Origin of the sequence: Massilia putida (assembly GCF_001941825.1) — a bacterium.
GTDB lineage: Bacteria > Pseudomonadota > Gammaproteobacteria > Burkholderiales > Burkholderiaceae_D > Telluria > Telluria putida.
On record NZ_CP019038.1, the window covers coordinates 1,761,055 to 1,779,862 of the forward strand.

The window sequence follows — 18,808 nt, forward strand, 5'->3', positions numbered from 1 at the left end:
TCCTTATGCTTGGATTGGGGACGCGCCGGCATCGATGCCGAGGAAACGCGCCGCGTTGTCGGTGACGAGTTGCGCACGCACGCGCGGATCGTCGATCGCAGCGATCACGCTGTCGACAGGTCGCGCGTCGTGGAACGCGAACGGATAATCCGTGCCGATCATCAGTTGCGACGCGCCGAAGCGGTCTGCCAGATGCCGCAACGTGGGCGCGTCGAACACGAGCGTGTCGTAGAAAAGCTTGCGGGCCTGCTCCGAAGGGCTGACGGGCATGGCATCGCGCAATGCCGGAAATACCTGGCGCGCCTGTTCGAGACGCGGCAGCAATGACAAGAGCGTACCGCCGCCGTGGCTGAACGCCATTTTCAAGTCAGGATGGCGGCCGATCAGGTTCGACGTGAGCACGGACGCCGCGGCCAGGCCGACATCGGTGGGATACGCCAGTGCCGGCAGCAGTTTCTCCGGTCCGACCAGCCGTTCGACGCCGGTTGGTTTCAGCGCGTGCACGAACACCGCCACGTTTTTTTCGGCGCAGGCCGCGAAGAACGGCGCGAATTCGGGCGCGCCCACCGGCTTGCCGTTGACGTTGCTGCCGACTTCGATGGCCTTGAACCCCAACTTGTCGTTGACGTACTCCAGTTCGGCGAGCGCAACGTCGACGTCCTGCAACGGCACGGCGCCCATGCCGACGAGGCGTCCGCCGGACAAGGCCGCCATCTCCGCTATCTGCTCGTTCATGTAGCGCAGCAGCTGGCTTGCCGCCTGCGGCTCCATCCAGTACGACAGCAGCTCCGGCATCGGTGAAATCGCCTGGACGGCCAGGCCCATCGGCGCCATGTCTTCGATACGGCGGCTGGGGCTCCAGGCGCGCTCGGAAACGGTGCGGTAGACCTTCCCGGCGATCATCACATGACGATGGCAGGCGTGCGCAGGGGCCATCGACGGCCAGGCGGCCGGCACCGCGTTACCGAGATAGCGCGGCAAGTCGTGCGGGATCACGTGGGCGTGCACATCGATGCCGCACGCGCATCCCGGGGTGTGCCGGTGCGTCGAGCTCATGCAACCACCAGGTTCGCGGCCTTTACGCCAGCCGCGCAGATCGCTTCGTCCTGCGCGCCCGTGCCGCCGCTTGCGCCTACGGCGCCGAGCAGAGCACCGTCCGTATCGCGGATCACGACAGCGCCCGCCTGTGGAATGAATCTACCCTGGCTGCTGGATGCCAGCGCGTTGAAAAACACCGGGTTGTCCTGGGCGCGCTGGTGCAGGACACCGCTCGACACGCCCATCCCCGCAGCGGCATAGGCCTTGCCGCTAGCGATATCGACACGCAGCGGCGTGGCGCCATCCTCGCGCTGCAATGCCACCGGATCACCGGCGGCGTCGACCACCGCCACCGCCACCGACGGAAGACCGTCGGCGCGTGCTGCGGCCAGGGCGGCGGCGAGAATCGTGTTGGCCTGGGAAAGGGTCAGGCCCGGTTTGCGAGCTTCGCTCATGGTTGTCATCTCCTTCAAAATCGGTTTCTGCTTGCGTAGCTTCAGTCGTCGGTCACCGACGTACGCAGGACGTCCGCGCCCAGTGCCGGAGCGGCGCGGTCGGCGTGGACAAGCACGAACGACATACTGGCGAGGAACATGGCCGCAGCCAGCACGTAGAACGTCCAGGTCGGATCGGGATCGAGCGACTTGACCAGGCCGATCACGACCGGCCCGAGCATGCCGCCGACGCGGTTGATGCCGACGGCGACGCCGACGCCCGTGCTGCGTATCTCGGTCGGATAGATCATTGCGATATAGTTGTTCTGTACCGACTGCCCGCCGAACACGAAGAAGCCCGCGGCCGCCACGAGTACCATCATCGTGACCGGACCGTGCGCGTGGGCGAGAGCCAGCATCACGAGCGCCGCCATGGCAAACCACGCGACCATGGCGACGACCCTGCTCTTCGCGGCGTCGGCTACCCAGCCGCTGCCGAGGCCTCCAAACAGCGATGCGGTCATGATCAGGGCGCCGTAAGTGGCGGCGGACGACATGGCTTCACCGCGCTGCACGAGCAGCGTCGGCAGCCATCCGGTCAGTCCGTGGATGCAGAACAGGCTGAGCGCACCGGAAATCCAGGCAACGACCGTCTTCACACGATATGGCGCCTGCAAGAGGAAACGCAGAGGCACTGCGCGACCTGCATTGCCCGCGGCCGTGAACACGGCGTCCCGGTACAGGTGGGCGCGCGTCGGACGCAATTGCGCGAGGATCCGGCCGATGCTGCGGAAATCGCGCTTCAGTGCGAGATACTGCGCGGACTCGGGCAGCCAGCACTGGGCCGCAACCGCGACGAGAATCGCCATGGCGCCCGCATAATAGATCGCCTGCCAACCCAGCGAAGGCGCCAGGATCGCACCCGCCGCACCCGCCGCGATACCGCCGACGCTGAACCCGAACTGGAAGACCCAGATCGTGTAGACATTCGCCGTGCGCTTCGGCGCCCACTCGTTGATGTAGGAGATCGTCAGCGGCGTGATCATGCCCAGGGCCGTACCGAGGCATAGACGAAACAGTGCGAACTGCAGCGGGTTGTGGGCGACCGACGCCAGCGCCAGGCTCGCGGCGCCCATGCCGTACAGCGCCCACAACATCACTTTGCGGCGGCCCAGCCGGTCCGCCAGCAGGCCTTGCAGGATCGAGCCGATCGAGAGCCCGACGATACCGCTCGACAGCATCATGCCGATTTCGGACGGAGCCGGACGCCACGATTTCAGGATGAGTGGAATCGCGTAGGCCGCATTGAATAGTTCATACCCGTCGAAGAACATGATGAGGCCGATAAGTGCCCCGAGCTTCCAGTGGAAATTCGTGATCTCCGCGCCTTCGATTTCTGCGCGCACGTCGAACGTTGCTGCCATTGATTGTCTCCTTGACGGCGCAGCTGCATGTTCGCCGGCCGATTCTTTTATGGGTCGTTGGTTTGTCCAAAGCGTGACGACGACAACCTCGACGACGGCAGGCCCGGCAGGTTTCGTTCAGCTCGCGCGGGATCGTTCTGCATCATCGATTGACCCATACTACGTTCGCGGCAATAATCGGAAAAGCCGACTTTGTCTATTTTAGGAATCCAAAATTTGAATATCGCCGACCTGGACCTGAATGTCCTTGTAGTGTTCGACGCGATGCTGCAGCATCAGAGCGTGACCCGCGCCGGGCAGGCCTTGAATCTGAGCCAGCCGGCGATGAGCGCCGCGCTGGCGAAAATGCGCACCCAGCTCGGCGACCCGCTGTTCGTGCGCACGGGCCATGGCATGCGGCCGACGCCGCGCGCGTTGCAGTTGTCGGAACCAGTGAAGAAAATTCTCGAGATGGTGCGCCTGGATGTGCTGCAGCAGCCGGCGTTCAATCCGGCGGCGGCACAACGGGTGTTTACGATCATCACACCGGACATCGGCGAAACGGTGTTCATGCCGAAGATCCTCGCCTACCTCGGCACCCATGCGCCGCGCATCGCGATTCGTTCGATCGCCATTTCATCGGAGGGTGCCGGTGAGGCCCTGGAATTCGGCCGGGCCGACTTGGCGATCGGTTATTTTCCCGATCTCGCAAAACCCGGCTTCTATCAGCAGCGGCTGTTCAAGAACACGTTCGTCTGCATGGTGCGCGCGGATCATCCGCGTATTCGCGACAGCCTGACAATGGCGGACTTCCTTGCCGAGTCACACGCCCTCGTGCGCCCGGCGGGTCGCACTCATTTGTTCGAGCGCTTCCTGGAGGCGAAGAATATCAAGCTCGACGTGCGCGCCGAACTGTCGCATTTCGCGAGCCTGCTGACAATCATCTCGAGCTCGGACCTGATCGCCACCGTGCCGCGCGATATCGGCCACGTGTTCGCCTCGCTGGCAAACGTGCGTCTCGTGGATCCGCCGCTCAAGCCTCCCTCCTTCCACCTCATGCAGCACTGGCATACCGTGGTGAATACGGATTCGGCCAACATCTGGCTCAGGCGGATGGTCAAGGGTTTGTTCAACGACTGAGACCGTGGCGGCTTTGGATCGACCGCTCGCGGGTGCTTTCGCCCGCGGCTAACGCGTCGGGCGGTCGCAAAGGGCCCTTCAGCGCCTGTAGCCAATCCAGTCAAGGTTGAACCCCGATCGCAGGCAACCGGTATCGCAGTCTCGCCGTCGGCCCGTTCAGTGTGAACTATCAGCGGGGCGTGTATGCGGCCAATATGTCAAAGTCGATTAATCGGAATCCGGAGGGTTCTGGCGTGATGCACGAAATTCCCGGACTCGTCCAAGCCGTAAGTGTGGCGCGCTAATAAAGTTCGCCGCAAACAATAAAGTCTGCCACAACGACCCAGTACTAGGGGCATCGCGTGACTTGTCCTATCAGCAACAAGCTGGTACACTGAGCCATACCGACCGTCTGCTACCGGCCCAGGCCGTGTAAAAACGCAGGCCCAGGTAAACGGAACCGGCCCAGTAAACGTTGAGTCAGTATCTCATCAATACGGATGCGACATGAAGCGCTTTATCGAAGGCGAGAATCGAGGACAGGGCACGCTGCTGCCCGAGCTCTTGGACGACTACGTTGCCGAGGACAACCCGGTACGCGTGGTCGATGTCTTCGTTGAAGAGCTGGACCTTGGCGGGCTTGGATTCAAAGGTGTGCAGCCTGCGAAAACGGGGCGGCCCGCTTACCACCCGGCCGTGCTTCTGAAGCTTTACATTTACGGCTATCTCAATCGTATCCAGTCGAGCCGGCGACTCGAACGTGAAGCCCAGCGTAACGTCGAATTGATGTGGCTGACACAGCGCCTGAGGCCCGACTTCAAGACGATAGCGAACTTCCGCAAGGACAACGGCAAGGCCATTCGCAATGTCTGCCGCCAGTTCGTTGTGTTGTGCCAGCAGCTGGATTTGTTTTCGGACGCGGTGGTCGCGATCGACGGCAGCAAGTTCAAGGCCGTCAACAGCAGCGACCGCAACTTCACTGGCGCAAAGCTCAAGCGCAGGATGGAGGAGATCGAGGCCAACATCACTCGCTATCTGGCAGAGCTCGACACGGCCGACCGGCAGGAACCTGCTGCCATACAAGCGAAAACTGTCCGTCTCAACGACAAGATCGCGTCGCTGAAGGAGCAGATGACCAAGCTCCGCGAAATCGAAGCGAAGCTGGAAGAGACAGGGGAAACGCAGATTTCGCTGACCGATCCGGACGCTCGCTCGATGATGACACGGGGCAGCGGCATCGTCGGCTACAACGTCCAAACCGCAGTCGACACCCGGCATCATTTGATCGTCGAACACGACGTGACAAACAACGGTAGCGATCGCGATCAACTGTCCGGGATGGCCAAGAAGGCGCGCACAGTCATCGGCACACCGATACTGACCGCGATTGCCGACCGTGGTTACTTCAAGGGTGAGGAAATCCTTGCGTGTCACGAGGCCGGAATCTTCGCCCTGGTGCCACCGACGAAGACCTCGGGCGCCAAGGCCGACGGGCGATTCGACAAGGCTGACTTCATTTATGATCCGCACAAGAACGAGTACCGTTGTCCGGCAGGTGAGGCACTGATCTGGCGTTTTGCGACTGTCGAGAAAGGCATGACAAACCACCGGTACTGGAGCTCGAATTGCCAGGGGTGCCCGCTCAAGGAAAAATGCACGCCGAGCCCGAATAGACGTGTAACGCGATGGGAGCACCAGACCGTACTTGACGATATGCAGACGCGTCTCGAACAAAGCCCCGACGCCATGCGAATTCGGCGCTCCACGGTCGAGCATCCATACGGAACGATCAAAGCGTGGATGGGATCGACGCACTTCTTGACGAAGGGCCTTGAACGCGTGAAGACCGAGATGAGCCTGCACGTGCTTGCCTATAACCTCAAGCGATTGATGGCACTGCTCGGCATCGCCGCGATGATGGATGCGATCAGGGCGTATGCCCTTTTTCTGCGGCGATATGGCCCACTCCGGGCAATTATTTTGACCACCTTACCTGGAAGGCTGAGAAGCAGGTTTGGCGTGACTGGGGCTCTCGCCCCGTGCTAAAACCGGCTTCTCGCGGCCCCGATATTCTGCCTTTTGTTTTCACACAGCCTGGACCAAGAGCAGACGTTCTGCCAGGACAGGACTATGTTGTCAAAATCCTCTCACATGAATTTTCTCTATTTCGTCAGAACATTGATCAATTCCCGCAGGGCTGCTGACACGTGTCGTCGGCTGCTGTAATACAAATACAGGTCGCCGATCGAGCAGGTCCAGTCACTGATACATTCGATAAGCTCGGATCTTTGCACATGATCTTGGACGAGGTCAGCGAACACGAGGGCTAGACCGGCACCGGATAGTGCGCACTCGACCATCATCCCCTGATCATCAAGCGTTAGTCTGCCGGCGACCTCAACGCTGACTGTCTCGCCAGCGCGGCTGAACTCCCACGGGAAAACAATGCCGCTTGGGAGACGGTATCGAATGCAATTGTGGTCGAGAAGTTCTGCTGGCGTGTTCGGTACATGGCGCCCCTCAAGATACGTAGGCGAACCCACAACCTTGAACTCGAAGGAACGCTTCAACGGAAGTGCGACCATATCCGGTTGCAGACTCCTGCCAAAGCGGATACCCGCGTCGAAACCCTCGGCAACAATATCTATCAGCCGGTCGTCGCACCACACGTCCACGGAGAGACCGGGGTTCTCATTGATAAGCTGACTTATCGCTGGGCCAAGCATCGCATGAGCAACTGCGCGAGGCGTTGTCAGCTTCAGCGACCCAGTTGGCGAACCCCGATAGTCATTCAGTCCTTCCAAGGCATCAGCGACCTGCGCAAACGCCGGTTTGATTCGTTGAAGAAGTTCTTTTCCAGGCTCCGTAAGGGTCACCCCCCTGGTATTTCGATTAAGCAGACGAACACCTAGATGTTGCTCCAGTGTCTTGATCGAGTGGCTCAGAGCGGACCTGGTCACACCCCGCTCGACGGCAGCCTTTTGAAAGCTGAGGAGCGTCCCGACAGCTACGAAAGCTTCCAGCTCATTCATGCGAGTAGCCATGTTGAATTTTCCTCACCTCCGTATTGAGATTGTTGAGCTATTCAGTTTAGTCTCGTCCATCTAGACTGTCCAGATATCACTTTAGAAGAAGGAACTTGCAATGCGCGCTTTTGTAATTGGTGAACAATCGGGACTGGATACTTGGCGTTTGGTCGAACGTCCTGATCCTCGGCCGGCTCACGGACAGGTTCTTATCAAGATTCACGCTGTTTCCTTGAACTTCAGGGACGTACTACTTGCCAGTAAGAGCTACGGCTTCCCAGTAAGCAGCCCAGACGTCATTGCTGCGTCGGACGGTGCAGGTGAGATCGTTGCTGTAGGCGACGGCGTATCGCGTTGGAAAGTTGGGGATCGCGTCGCTGGCATATTCGTTCAAAGCTGGTTTGGTGGTCGCCAACCGGATGACGCCTTTCAGCACATGCTTAGTGGTGCGCGCGATGGCATGCTGGCCGAGTTGGTGGTCCTCGATCAAGAGGGAATCGTTGCGATTCCCGAGCATATGGAGGGTGTAAATAATATTGTGTAAACGGTCATTTGGCAGGACACTGCCGCCATTAGGAGAAACGATGACCGTTGTAAAGCGTAACAAGCGGGCCAAGCCCGATCCGGAACTGCTCAAACTTGCCGACGGCCTGCTGGCAAACTACCAGAAGCCCGAGGACCTGATCGGCGAAAATGGGCTGCTCAAGCAGCTCACCAAGATGCTGGTCGAGCGCGCGCTGGAAGTCGAGATGACCGACCACCTGGGCCACGACAAAAGCGGCGAGGTGACCAACAGCACTGCCAACACCCGCAACGTCCATAGCATCAAGACGCTCAAGGGCGATTTCGGCGCGCTGCCGCTTGACGTTCCTCGCGACCGCCAGGGCACGTTCGAGCCGCAGATCGTCGTCAAGCATCAGACACGCTGGACCGGCTTCGACGACAAAATCATCTCGCTCTACGCGCGTGGCCTGAGCGTGCGGGAGATCCAAAGCCATCTGGAAGAGATGTACGGCACCGAGGTGTCACCGACCCTCATTTCCAACGTCACGGACGCTGTCAGCGAGGATGTGAAGCTCTGGCAGGCCCGCCCGCTCGACGCCGTGTACCCGATCCTCTATCTCGACTGCATTCACGTCAAGGTGCGCGACAACGGCGCGGTGCGTACCAAGGCGGTCTACCTGGCCATCGGCGTCAACATGGATGGCCACAAGGAGGTGCTGGGCCTGTGGATCTCCCAAACTGAAGGCGCGAAGTTCTGGCTGCAGGTCGTGACCGAGCTAAAAAATCGTGGCGTGCAGGACATATTCATCGCCTGCGTCGACGGCCTGAAAGGCTTCCCGGACGCCATCGAGGCGGTCTACCCGCAGACCTCGGTTCAGCTGTGCATCGTTCACATGGTGCGCAACAGCCTGAATTTCGTGCCCTGGAAAGCGCAGAAGGAAGTCGCCGCCGATCTGAAGTTGATTTACAGTGCAGCCACTACCGACGAGGCTGAACTCAGGCTTGCCGAATTCGAAGATAAATGGGATAAACAGTATAAACCGATAAGTCAGTCCTGGCGCCGTAACTGGGCGCGCGTCATACCGTTCTTCGACTACCCGCCGGAAATCCGAAAGGTGATATACACCACGAACGCTATTGAATCGATTAACATGAGCCTGCGAAAAGTGACCAAGGCCCGCAGTTCCTTTCCGACCGATGAAGCTGTCAGCAAGCTGTTTTATCTTGCCCTGAACAACATCAGCAAGAAGTGGACGATGCCGATACGGGACTGGAAAGCTGCGTTAAACCGCTTCGCCATCCAGTTTGAAGACCGGGTGCCGCAGACTTAAACGAAGAATCGTTTACACAGAATCTGGTACACCCCCGCTCGCGCGGCAGTGAGGCATCGGTTTCGCGTTGTTGCACAACCAGATTTGAACCCGGTCGGTCAACAACCGGTTGTACCCCGCTTCGTACCCAGGTGGCTTCGAGGAGGAGTCCAGTTTCACTTCATACACAGTCTCACTTTTACTTCATCGGACAACGGACGACATTGAACGCGCTCGCTGAGCCGGTCCAGCCGGTCGTGACAGTCTGTGATTTTTTCGGCGCGGCAACCTGCTATGCTGAGTCGCATAGCCAAGCTTGGCCATAGTCGACCGTCTATGTTGCACGTTAGCTCGGGCCGCGCATTGCTCGAAGAAAAATCAAGCGGCTAATTAAGTTCCCAACCAGCACTGACCGCAGGCAGCTCGGCATGCGTTAGCCGTTACCTATGATCGTTGCGCATCACAGTTGCGTGAATGCTTCGATACCTGCGCATTTTGTCAATCAACGAAATGAAGACTATGTTTGCAACTCGATTACCCACCAATGCCTTGCTGGAGCCACCAATCGGCATTGCGCCGCGCTTTCAGGCATTGAAGTCATTCTTGAAAAGCTACACGCTTGGGTGGGAAAACTGGGAAAGCGAATCGATTCCTCTGCTGCAGCGCTATGGCGTGGAAGGTGCGGGGTTCAAGTTCAGAAAAATCTTCGACGATCCCATTTGCTACTCCTTCAATCACGCCGGCAACGATTTGGAAAAGGTGTCAATGGCACTCAGATGGCATGCGCTCCAGGCAGCGCTCGCATCCAATAGCGAACGGAACAAACCAGGCGACACAAACAAGCGAGCGGGGAAAATACCGGTCCGGGACCTGGACGCGGCCATCGGGGAGTACCGAAAGCAAGCCGCATCGAAAAAGCACTTGGGCGCGATGATGTACGCGCACAGCTATCTCGACGCAGATAACACGGCCAACGATCTACAACGATCGGATGACGAAATGTCCGGCATGGACAGGGACATTGCTTGCAGCCTCGTGGTGGACGGATACGCCGTGAACGAGATCGCGCAGGCGATTCTTGCCTGTTCTCCCCATCTCACCGCTCGCAAAAATCAGAAAGAAGCGTTGTATGCGATCGAGACGGCTGAACAGGCACGCAGCGACCCGGAAGTCGCCAGGGTAATCACCAAGGCGACGGCGGCCGAGGCGTCGAAGGCGTCGATGCAAGCGCAAATCGGGGGCGACTGGCGGCCCGCCTGGCAGCGCGCGGTCGCGTATTGCTATTGGGCCTGCCAGATGCGGACACTCTCGGGCATGGGGCTCTTCCACTACACGGTCGGCACCGTCGGAAATTGCCTTGTGCTGGGATGGCACGACTGGGCTCTCAGCCTTGCCGCACGCGCCAAGGAAAGCATAGGGCACGATTTTTACTCGAAAGTTCAAGACAAGCAGCGGACCCAATTCTTTTTATTGCGGCTCATCGATGACTGGCAAGGCAATCCGACGCATAAATATCCGCCGGCCGCCTATGATGACCCTCTGCTGACTGCATTGCTGGAGCAATGGAGAACGCCCAACCCGGCGCACGTTGCGCCACTCCTGATGGGCGCATGCGATCGCCACACGCACCACGCTAAGTCCGTGTCGGAGAAAACCGATCCCGACTTTCCCGACCGAGCATGGTGGTACGACCCGTTCGAAATCTTGAGCGTGCTCTATCTGCGCAATCTCGAAGGGCTGGAGAACCCGGTTTTGGAACATCCATTACTCGGAACGCAGATAGGGATGCTGCCAGCCATTGCTCCGAACTATTCCGACGGACTGCTTGATGGCGTGGTAAAGCAGGCATGCAGGGAACGGCCCGAGCTGGCACACGGGATGGCTGTTGGGCAGCCGGACTAAGCGACCTTGAACGTCAAAGTCGGCAAGTGCTGGCTCACAAGCAAGCGTCGAACCCACTCGGTCGTTTCTGAACTCGACGGGATTCGGGTCCGGTCGGCCTGCCCAGGCGCGACGTTTTTGCTGCGCAAGGCGGGGCATTCTTGATTCAACGGACGCTTCTGCTCAACATAGCCCACGTCCTGTCGCAAAACCAACCTTCGGCCCAGTCGTAGTCCAGGAACCTGATGCTAATTTTCTCCAAGCTCGGCATCACTGCCTTCAAGAGCTTCTGGTCCGATAGCGGGACAGGATTGTGCCTGAGATACTCGGCAATGCATCGGTGCACTGTCCATATCTCGTTCTCGGATTGGTCGCGCTCAACCAATGCAGCCGGCACGATTCCTTGGGCTAGCAAGCCTTCAGGCTGCCTGCCGTACTGCTCGGCCGCCTCACGTGTGTCGAAAGCCGCCCACAGGTCCTTGGGCAAGAGTTTGTGGGATACGGGCAGTTGGAACCCGTACGGGCGTTTGATGATGGTAGCCATGATCCGCGCATCTTATGCCTGATGGGTGCCGCGATGGTTGATCGCCATTGAGGCACAGCTATACAAGATAAGAACTTAGACGGCCAGTAGGCCGTCGATGCATGTGGTACACCACAAATTCGATGTGGTGTGCAGACAGGCTGAACCGGTAGTGAAACGCTGCCCTACTGGAAGATTTGGAGGCGAGGACGGGAGTCGAACCCGTCTAGACGGCTTTGCAGGCCGCTGCATAACCGCTTTGCTACCTCGCCGGAGGAAGACTTGACTATGCCACAGCGACCGGTTATCTGTCGCAGCGACACGAGAAGACTGGCTTCTCTGTAACTGGAGCGGGAGAAGAGTCTCGAACTCTCGACCTCAACCTTGGCAAGGTTGCGCTCTACCAACTGAGCTACTCCCGCATCGGGTACTGCTTGTTCGTGAATCACCTGGAGCGGGAGAAGAGTCTCGAACTCTCGACCTCAACCTTGGCAAGGTTGCGCTCTACCAACTGAGCTACTCCCGCATGGAGTTCATCACTGCTGCCGTAAAACACTGGAGCGGGAGAAGAGTCTCGAACTCTCGACCTCAACCTTGGCAAGGTTGCGCTCTACCAACTGAGCTACTCCCGCATGGAGTCTTACTATTACTACTGCCCCAGCCTCATCTGCATGAGTGGAGCGGGAGAAGAGTCTCGAACTCTCGACCTCAACCTTGGCAAGGTTGCGCTCTACCAACTGAGCTACTCCCGCGTCGCTGGAACTTGCGATTATCTCAGATTTTTGACTGCTTTCCAAGACAACCTTTTCATTACGTCGACCGGCAAACTCTGGAGCGGGAGAAGAGTCTCGAACTCTCGACCTCAACCTTGGCAAGGTTGCGCTCTACCAACTGAGCTACTCCCGCCTCGTTTCGTTTGCCGCGTTGTCGTCGCAACAGGCAGGCATTATAGAGATGCTGAGCTATGTGTCAAGGATGACCTGGAAGAAACCTATACCGTGCCCGACTTTTCCTTGATCAGGGGCCAGGCGCGGCGCAGGTAGTAGAACATCGACCAGACCGTCAGCACGCCCGCGATCCATAACAGGATCTCGCCGCATTTGTGGATGTCGAGCGCGCCGCCCCACAGCGGGTCGTGGAACAGCAGCATGGGAATGGCGACCATCTGCGCGGCCGTCTTGATCTTGCCGAGCGAGCTCACCGCCACCGATTTGCGCGCGCCGATCTCGGCCATCCATTCGCGCAGCGCCGAGATCGTGATCTCGCGGCCGATGATGATGAAGGCGATGACGGCGTTCACGCGGTCCAGCTGCACGAGCACGAGCAGCGCGCCCGCCACCATCAGCTTGTCCGCGACGGGGTCGAGGAAGGCGCCGAAGGCCGACGTCTCGTTCCAGCGCCGCGCCAGATAGCCGTCGAACCAGTCGGTGACCGCGGCCACGATGAAGACGAGCGTCGAGGCCAGGTTGCGGTCGGTCACGTGCAGCCAGTGTTCGGGGAGGTAGTAGACGCCAACGACCAGCGGAATGAGTGCGACGCGTAGCCAGGTCAGGAGAATCGGGATATTGAAAGGCATGGGTGAGGCTGATCGGTGCTGCGCTTGTTGAGTTTCGTGCGCGCTAGTCTACATGGCTCTTGCTGTTTAAACCAGTTGAGCCCTGCCGTGACGGGCCTGCGTCCATACACGGAACCGGGCCAGGGCCCGGTTCCGGTGTCAGTGCAGCTGCCGGTAGATCTCTTCCGCCAGCGTACTGGAGATGCCCTCCACCGACATCAGGTCCTCGACGCTCGCATCGATCACGCCGCGCAGGCCGCCAAAGCGCGCCAGCAGCTTCTGGCGGCGTTTGGCGCCGATGCCCTCGATCTCTTCCAGGCGCGACGCCTGGCGCGTCTTGGCGCGTTTGGCGCGCATGCCCGTGATGGCGAAGCGGTGCGCCTCGTCGCGGATCATCGCCACGAGCATCAGCGCGGCCGATTCCTTGCCCAGTTCCTGCGCCGGACGGCCGTCGGCGAAGATCAAGGTCTCGAGGCCCACGCGCCGTCCCTCCCCTTTTGCCACGCCGACGATGGAGGCGATGTCCAGCCCCAGCTCCGTGAAGACCTGGCGCGCCATCTCGACCTGGCCTTTGCCGCCGTCGATCAGCGCGATGTCCGGCATGACGCCCTCGCCGTTCGCCACCTTTTCGTAGCGCCGCGTGAGCACCTGGCGCATGGCGGCATAGTCGTCGCCGGGCGTGATGCCGGTGATGTTGTAGCGCCGGTATTCGCCGTTCTGCATCTGGTGGTGGTGGAACACGACGCACGACGCCTGCGTCGCTTCGCCGGCCGTGTGGCTGATGTCGAAGCATTCGATGCGCAAGGCTTCGAGATCCTCGCTGTCCAGGCCGAGCACGTCCGCCAGCGCGCGCGTGCGCGACTGCTGCGAGCCCTGTTCGGACAACAGCCGGGCCAGCGAGATCTCCGCGCCCTTCTGCGCCAGTTCCAGCCACTGGCGGCGCTGGCCCTGCGGCTGGAACACGAGGTTGATGCGATGCCCGCACTGCTCCGTCAGCGCCATCATCAGCTCGGGCTGGTCGAACTCGATGTTCAGGATGAACGTGCCCGGCACGAACTTGTCGCCGTAGTGCTGCGCGAGGAAGGCCGCGAGCACTTCCACTTCGATGGGACATTCGTCCATCGCCTCGCCCACTTGGGTCGGGAAGTACGCGCGGTCGCCCAGGTGGCGGCCGCCGCGCACCATCGCGAGGTTGACGCAGGCGCGGCCGCCCTGCACGACGACGGCGATGATGTCGACGTCGGCATCGCCCGTCGTTTCCATGCTCTGCTGGTGCAGCACGCGCGACAGCGCCTGGATCTGGTTGCGCACGCTGGCCGCCTGCTCGAACTTCAAGTCCTCGGCATACGCGAGCATCTTCTTTTCGAGTTCTTCCAGCACCTCGGTCTGGCGTCCGCGCAGGAATTTGGCCGCATTGTCGACGTCGCGCTTGTAGTCTTCCGGTGCGATCAGGTCGACGCACGGGCCGCTGCAGCGCCCGATCTGGTGCAGCAGGCAGGGCCGCGTGCGGTTCGCGAAGACGCTGTCCTCGCACGTGCGCAACATGAACACCTTTTGCAGCAGCTGCATGGATTCCTTCACGGCCCATGCGCTCGGAAACGGCCCGAAGTACTGGTTCTTCTTGTCCAGCGCGCCGCGATAATAGGCCATGCGCGGATAATCGCCGCTCGTCAGCTTCAGGTACGGATACGATTTATCGTCGCGGAACAGGATGTTGTAGCGCGGCTTGAGACTCTTGATCAGGTTGTTTTCCAGGATCAGGGCCTCGGCCTCGCTGTGCGTCACCGTCGTTTCCAGGCGCGCGATCTGCGACACCATCATCGCGATGCGCGGGCTCGACAACGTCTTCTGGAAATAGCTGGACACGCGCTTCTTGAGGTTGCGCGCCTTGCCGACGTACAGGACCCTGTCCTCGGCGTCGAAATAGCGATACACGCCCGGCAGGTCGGGCAGCTTGGCCACCGTCGCCAGGACTTGTTCGCGCGCCTCTTCGCTGGGGCGCACGGGGGATTCCGCATCCTTCGTCATCGTCGCGATCAATTCCTCTTTCATGGCTTGCCACGCATCCGGACGGGCGCGCGGTGCTCTTACCGGGGCCGGCTGCGGCTTGCGCCGCGGGACCTTTGGCCGCGCGGGTACTACGACTTCGTCTTTCACTTCCACCGCACCTGCTATGCAGCGGACGCTCCTTCGGGGGCCTGGGTGACGATGACGAACGCGACGCCGTAATCGGCTTCGTCGCTGATCGTCACCTGGGCCGTGAGCCGGTGCGTCCGCATGAATTCTTCGAGCGCCCCGCTGCATACGATGACCGGCCTGCCGCTCGGGGCGTTGAGCATCTGGGCCGAGCGCCACGTCATGGGCATGCGCATGCCCATGCCGATGGCTTTCGAGAACGCCTCCTTGGCCGAGAACCGCGTGGCCAGGAAGCGCAGCCCCCGCACCTCGTTCTTGGCGCGGCGGGCGTGGTATTTGACGAGTTCCTCGGGGCCGAGGATTTTTTCGGCGAAGCGTTCGCCGCTGCGCTTGAGCGCTGCCTCGACGCGCGAGATCTGGACGATGTCCGTGCCGATCCCGTAGATCATCACTGCCCCGTCTTGGTGGCGTACGAGACGCCCAGGCGCGCGGCGACCATGATCGCCTTCATCTCGCGCACGGCGTTTTCGAAACCCGCGAACAACGCGTGCGCGACGATCGCGTGGCCGATGTTCAGTTCGTGGATCTCCGGGATCGCCGCGATCGGCTGCACGTTCGTGTAATGCAGGCCGTGGCCCGCATTCACGCGCAGGCCGTGCTGCACGCCGGCGCGCACGCCCTGCTTGACGCGTGCCAGCTCGCGGGCCAGTTCTTCCGGGCTTTCCGCCTCGGCGTAGCGGCCCGTGTGCAGTTCGATGACGGGCGCACCGACGGCCGCCGCGGCCGCGATCTGCTGCTCGTCCGCGTCGATGAACAGCGACACGCGGATGCCCTCGCCTTTCAATTGACGGATCGCGGCCTCCACTTCCTTCTGGTAGCGGATCACGTCCAGGCCGCCTTCCGTCGTCACTTCTTCGCGGCGCTCGGGCACGAGGCACACGTCCTGCGGCTTCACCTTGCACGCGAAGTCGATCATCTCCTGCGTGACGGCCGCTTCCAGGTTCATGCGCGTCGCCAGCTGCGGGCGGATGGCGAGGACGTCGGCGTCCTTGATGTGGCGGCGGTCTTCGCGCAGGTGCAGGGTGATCACGTCGGCGCCCGCCTGCTCGGCCAGCAGCGCGGCGCGCAGCGGGTCGGGATAGACGGTGCCGCGCGCATTGCGGACGGTGGCGATGTGGTCGATGTTCACGCCCAGGTCGATCACCTGGCCGGCGGGTTGCAGGAAGCTCATGGTCGTAGTCTTTATTCTTAAAGCTGCATCAGGTCGATCAAAATCTGGCGCGTGTTCAGCGGCGCGCCTCCCAGGTGATAGGCCAGCAGGAAGCGCATCAGCTGCTTGCTCTGCGCCTGCGTCTGCGGGTCGGCATACTGTTCGCGCTCCATGTCGATCAGCGTACGTCCCGACACGACCGGCCACGATTCCACGGCCGCCGCGGTGCGCGCGCCGCGCTCCGGATCGACGACGTACAGGCCGTCCGGCTCGACGGGCGCGCGCGTCGTCGTGCAGCGCGTGAGGTCGGCGGCGACGCCGGTCTCTTTAAGTAAGGCCCGTTCGAATTTTCGCAAGGCGATCGGCGCCGGTTCGCCGTGCGCCAGTTCGTTCAGGGTCGACACGTAGTGGTTGAACAGCGCGGGATGCGCATCGTCGCGCGCCAGCAGTTTCACCAACAATTCATTGAGATAAAAGCCGCACAGCAGCGCCGTCTTTTCGATCGGCAGCATGCCGCCGACCCATTCGGCGTCGATCAAGGTGCGCAGTTCCGACTTGCCGGAAAACGAGACGGACAGCGGTTGAAACGTCTGCAGCACGCCCCGCAGTTTCGAATGCGGCCGCTTCGCGCCCTTCGCGACGACGCCGATGCGGCCGTGGTCGCGCGTAAACATGTCGACGATAAGGCTCGTTTCCTTGTACGGATAGCTGTGCAGCACGAAGGCGGGCTGGCCGGCAATCCGGTGGCCGGTCACGCGGCCTTCGCGCGCGGGCGCGCGGCGCTTCGCACTGGCCGGTGCCGCATGCGGGGCATGCGGCACGGTTGCATGCGCGTCGTTATCGTTGTCGATGTGTTCGTCGTCGCGGCTGGGCATGCGGGCTATCTTACCCCGGCTTCACTCGTAGCCGTAAGCACGCAGGCCCGCTTCATTGTCGGCCCAGCCGGATTTTACCTTGACCCAGATTTCCAGGTAGACCGGACCGCCGAACAGTTTTTCCATATCGAGGCGGGATTGCGTCGAAATCTCTTTCAAACGCGCGCCCTTGTTACCGATGATCATGGACTTGTGCGTGTCGCGCTCGACGAGGATGGCGGCGAAGATGCGGCGCAGGTTGCCTTCCTGCTGGAATTGTTCGATCAGCACGGTGCTCGTGTACGGCAGCTCGTCGCCCAGCAGGCGGAAGACTTTTTCGCGCACGATCTCGGCCGCGAGGAATTTCTCGCTGCGGTCCGTGATGTCGTCCGGGCCGAAGACCGGCGGATTTTCCGGCAGGTGGCGCTTGATCTCGCCTTCCAGCGCGTCGACCTGGAAGCGGAGCTTCGCCGACACCGGCACGATCGCCGTGAAATCGCGCAGGCCGGCCACCTTCGCCGCGAACGGCATCAGTTCGGCCTTGTCCTTCATGCGGTCGGACTTGTTGATGACGAGGATGACGGGCACGTTCTTCGGCAGCAGATCCAGCACTTGCTGGTCGGCCGGACCGAACGTTCCCGCCTCGACGAGGAACAGGATCACATCGGATGCCGTCAGCGTGTTCGACACGGTCTTGTTGAGCGTCTTGTTCAGCGCGTTCGCGTGGCGGGTCTGGAAGCCCGGCGTGTCGACGTAGATGAACTGGGCGTCGTCACGGGTCTGGATGCCCGTGATGCGGTGGCGCGTCGTCTGCGCCTTGCGCGACGTGATCGACACCTTGGCACCGATCAGCACGTTCATGAGCGTCGACTTGCCCACGTTCGGACGGCCGACGATGGCGATGTAGCCGCAGCGGAAGCCTTCCGGGGCCGCGCCTGCCTCGTTGGTGTCGTTGGGGGTAGTTTCCATGTTCATGCTGGCGTGTTTCCTGACTGGTGTTGCTGTGATGGTTTCTGCTGCGACTGCGGCTCTTCGGCCTGCACCGTCAGCTCGCTCTGGTCGGTGGCGATGCCCGCCAGCTTGAGCTGGGCGGAGCGGGGCCGCGACTTGCGCGCCGTCGACGGGCTCTTCTGCAGCAGCTGCTCGGCCGTTTCCAGCGCGAGCCGCGCGGCGGCCTGCTCGCCCGCGCGGCGGCTGCCGCCGCGGCCGAACACCTGGATGCCGAGTTTCGGCACGAGGCATTCGATTTCGAATTCCTGGCTGTGCGCGGCACCGTGTGTCGCGACGACGTTGTACGTGGGCAGCGAGATCTTTTTACTCTGCAAGAATTCCTGCAGCAGGGTCTTGGCGTCCTTGCCGAGCGTGCGCGGGTCGACGGAATCGAGCAGCGGGATGTAGAACGCACGGATCGCGTCGCGCGCGGCATCGAAGCCGCTGTCGAGGAAGATCGCGCCCAATAACGCTTCCAGCGTATCGGCCAGGATCGACGGGCGCCGGAAGCCGCCGGATTTCAGCTCGCCCTCGCCCAGGCGCAGGAATTGCGACAATTCCAGCTTCTGCGCGATCTCGAACAGCGATTGCTGCTTGACGAGGTTGGCGCGCAGGCGCGACAGATCGCCTTCGGCCAGGTTGTTGAAACGTTCGTACAGGATGGAGGCGACGACGCAGTTCAGGATCGAGTCGCCGAGGAACTCCAGGCGCTCGTTATGCACACTGCTGTGGCTACGGTGGGTCAGCGCCTGTTGCAGCAGGCCGGGGTCCCGGAACGTATAGCCTAGGCGGGTTTGCAATAACTGAAGATTCATTGTCGTACCA

Annotated in this window: 16 protein-coding genes, 6 tRNA genes and 1 pseudogene; 5 read left to right on the forward strand and 18 right to left on the reverse strand. The window is 61.0% G+C overall.

All coding sequences use genetic code 11. The annotated features are described in order from the left end of the window. Positions 1-3 precede the first annotated feature (3 nt). Genes BVG12_RS10000 through BVG12_RS10010 form a run of 3 tightly spaced genes read right to left on the reverse strand, consistent with a single transcriptional unit; the run spans position 4 to position 2,896 of the window. Complete coding sequence (locus BVG12_RS10000; RefSeq protein WP_075792271.1) at positions 4-1,056, reverse strand: amidohydrolase family protein; 1,053 nt, start codon at positions 1,054-1,056, stop codon at positions 4-6. Next, a complete protein-coding gene (locus BVG12_RS10005) occupies positions 1,053-1,493 on the reverse strand; it encodes a GlcG/HbpS family heme-binding protein (RefSeq protein ID WP_075792272.1) in 441 nt (146 codons plus the stop codon). The genes BVG12_RS10000 and BVG12_RS10005 overlap by 4 nt, the downstream gene beginning before the upstream one ends. Positions 1,494-1,534: 41 nt before the next feature. Beyond that, complete coding sequence (locus tag BVG12_RS10010; RefSeq protein WP_075792273.1) at positions 1,535-2,896, reverse strand: MFS transporter; 1,362 nt, start codon at positions 2,894-2,896, stop codon at positions 1,535-1,537. Positions 2,897-3,112: 216 nt separating this feature from the next. Between BVG12_RS10010 and BVG12_RS10015 the strand changes: the two genes are divergently transcribed. Next, entirely contained in the window at positions 3,113-4,015 is a 903-nt protein-coding gene (locus BVG12_RS10015) for a LysR family transcriptional regulator (RefSeq protein WP_083684869.1), read from the forward strand. A 486-nt stretch (positions 4,016-4,501) separates the two neighbouring features. Beyond that, positions 4,502-5,929: pseudogene (locus BVG12_RS10020) on the forward strand (IS1182 family transposase); the annotation flags it as partial. 227 nt (positions 5,930-6,156) lie between these two features. Here the strand turns inward: BVG12_RS10020 and BVG12_RS10025 are convergent. After that, positions 6,157-7,026 carry a LysR substrate-binding domain-containing protein gene (locus BVG12_RS10025; RefSeq protein WP_218921053.1) on the reverse strand — a complete coding sequence of 290 codons (870 nt, stop codon included), beginning with the start codon at positions 7,024-7,026 and terminating at the stop codon, positions 6,157-6,159. Positions 7,027-7,138: 112 nt separating this feature from the next. On the opposite strand from BVG12_RS10025, the gene BVG12_RS10030 reads away from it, so the two are divergent. From BVG12_RS10030 to BVG12_RS10040, 3 genes are all read left to right on the forward strand, one after another. Next, positions 7,139-7,564 carry an alcohol dehydrogenase catalytic domain-containing protein gene (locus tag BVG12_RS10030; RefSeq protein WP_083684872.1) on the forward strand — a complete coding sequence of 142 codons (426 nt, stop codon included), beginning with the start codon at positions 7,139-7,141 and terminating at the stop codon, positions 7,562-7,564. 40 nt (positions 7,565-7,604) lie between these two features. After that, positions 7,605-8,855: an IS256 family transposase gene (locus BVG12_RS10035; protein ID WP_075792275.1), complete on the forward strand. Its 1,251-nt coding sequence runs from the start codon at positions 7,605-7,607 to the stop codon at positions 8,853-8,855. 453 nt (positions 8,856-9,308) lie between these two features. Continuing rightward, positions 9,309-10,736, forward strand: a complete 1,428-nt coding sequence (locus BVG12_RS10040) for a hypothetical protein (protein ID WP_156895601.1) — start codon at positions 9,309-9,311, stop codon at positions 10,734-10,736. Between the two features lie 145 nt (positions 10,737-10,881). On the opposite strand, the gene BVG12_RS10045 is transcribed toward BVG12_RS10040, so the two are convergent. The 14 genes from BVG12_RS10045 to rnc form a co-directional block, all read right to left on the reverse strand. Next, positions 10,882-11,259: a hypothetical protein gene (locus BVG12_RS10045; RefSeq protein WP_075792277.1), complete on the reverse strand. Its 378-nt coding sequence runs from the start codon at positions 11,257-11,259 to the stop codon at positions 10,882-10,884. 177 nt (positions 11,260-11,436) lie between these two features. Further along, positions 11,437-11,510 (reverse strand) — tRNA-Cys (locus BVG12_RS10050). Positions 11,511-11,584: 74 nt separating this feature from the next. Then, a tRNA-Gly gene (locus tag BVG12_RS10055) sits at positions 11,585-11,660 on the reverse strand. A 28-nt stretch (positions 11,661-11,688) separates the two neighbouring features. Next, positions 11,689-11,764, reverse strand: a tRNA-Gly gene (locus tag BVG12_RS10060). Between the two features lie 30 nt (positions 11,765-11,794). Beyond that, positions 11,795-11,870: transfer RNA gene (locus BVG12_RS10065), tRNA-Gly, on the reverse strand. 44 nt (positions 11,871-11,914) lie between these two features. Then, positions 11,915-11,990 (reverse strand) — tRNA-Gly (locus tag BVG12_RS10070). Between the two features lie 78 nt (positions 11,991-12,068). After that, positions 12,069-12,144: transfer RNA gene (locus tag BVG12_RS10075), tRNA-Gly, on the reverse strand. Positions 12,145-12,229: 85 nt separating this feature from the next. After that, positions 12,230-12,814, reverse strand: a complete 585-nt coding sequence (pgsA, locus tag BVG12_RS10080) for a CDP-diacylglycerol--glycerol-3-phosphate 3-phosphatidyltransferase (protein ID WP_075792278.1) — start codon at positions 12,812-12,814, stop codon at positions 12,230-12,232. A gap of 138 nt (positions 12,815-12,952) precedes the next feature. After that, positions 12,953-14,821 (reverse strand): excinuclease ABC subunit UvrC, encoded by a 1,869-nt coding sequence (gene uvrC, locus BVG12_RS10085; RefSeq protein ID WP_075796289.1) that lies wholly within the window; start codon positions 14,819-14,821, stop codon positions 12,953-12,955. Between the two features lie 143 nt (positions 14,822-14,964). Then, complete coding sequence (gene acpS, locus BVG12_RS10090) at positions 14,965-15,378, reverse strand: holo-ACP synthase (protein ID WP_075792279.1); 414 nt, start codon at positions 15,376-15,378, stop codon at positions 14,965-14,967. Further along, positions 15,378-16,160, reverse strand: coding sequence for a pyridoxine 5'-phosphate synthase (pdxJ, locus tag BVG12_RS10095; RefSeq protein WP_075792280.1), 783 nt, complete (start codon positions 16,158-16,160; stop codon positions 15,378-15,380). The genes acpS and pdxJ overlap by 1 nt, the downstream gene beginning before the upstream one ends. A 17-nt stretch (positions 16,161-16,177) precedes the next feature. After that, complete coding sequence (gene recO / locus BVG12_RS10100; RefSeq protein ID WP_083684875.1) at positions 16,178-17,014, reverse strand: DNA repair protein RecO; 837 nt, start codon at positions 17,012-17,014, stop codon at positions 16,178-16,180. 21 nt (positions 17,015-17,035) lie between these two features. Further along, positions 17,036-17,968 (reverse strand): GTPase Era, encoded by a 933-nt coding sequence (gene era / locus BVG12_RS10105; RefSeq protein ID WP_370662833.1) that lies wholly within the window; start codon positions 17,966-17,968, stop codon positions 17,036-17,038. Then, a complete protein-coding gene (gene rnc, locus BVG12_RS10110) occupies positions 17,965-18,798 on the reverse strand; it encodes a ribonuclease III (protein WP_075792281.1) in 834 nt (277 codons plus the stop codon). The genes era and rnc overlap by 4 nt, the downstream gene beginning before the upstream one ends. Positions 18,799-18,808: the final 10 nt, after the last annotated feature.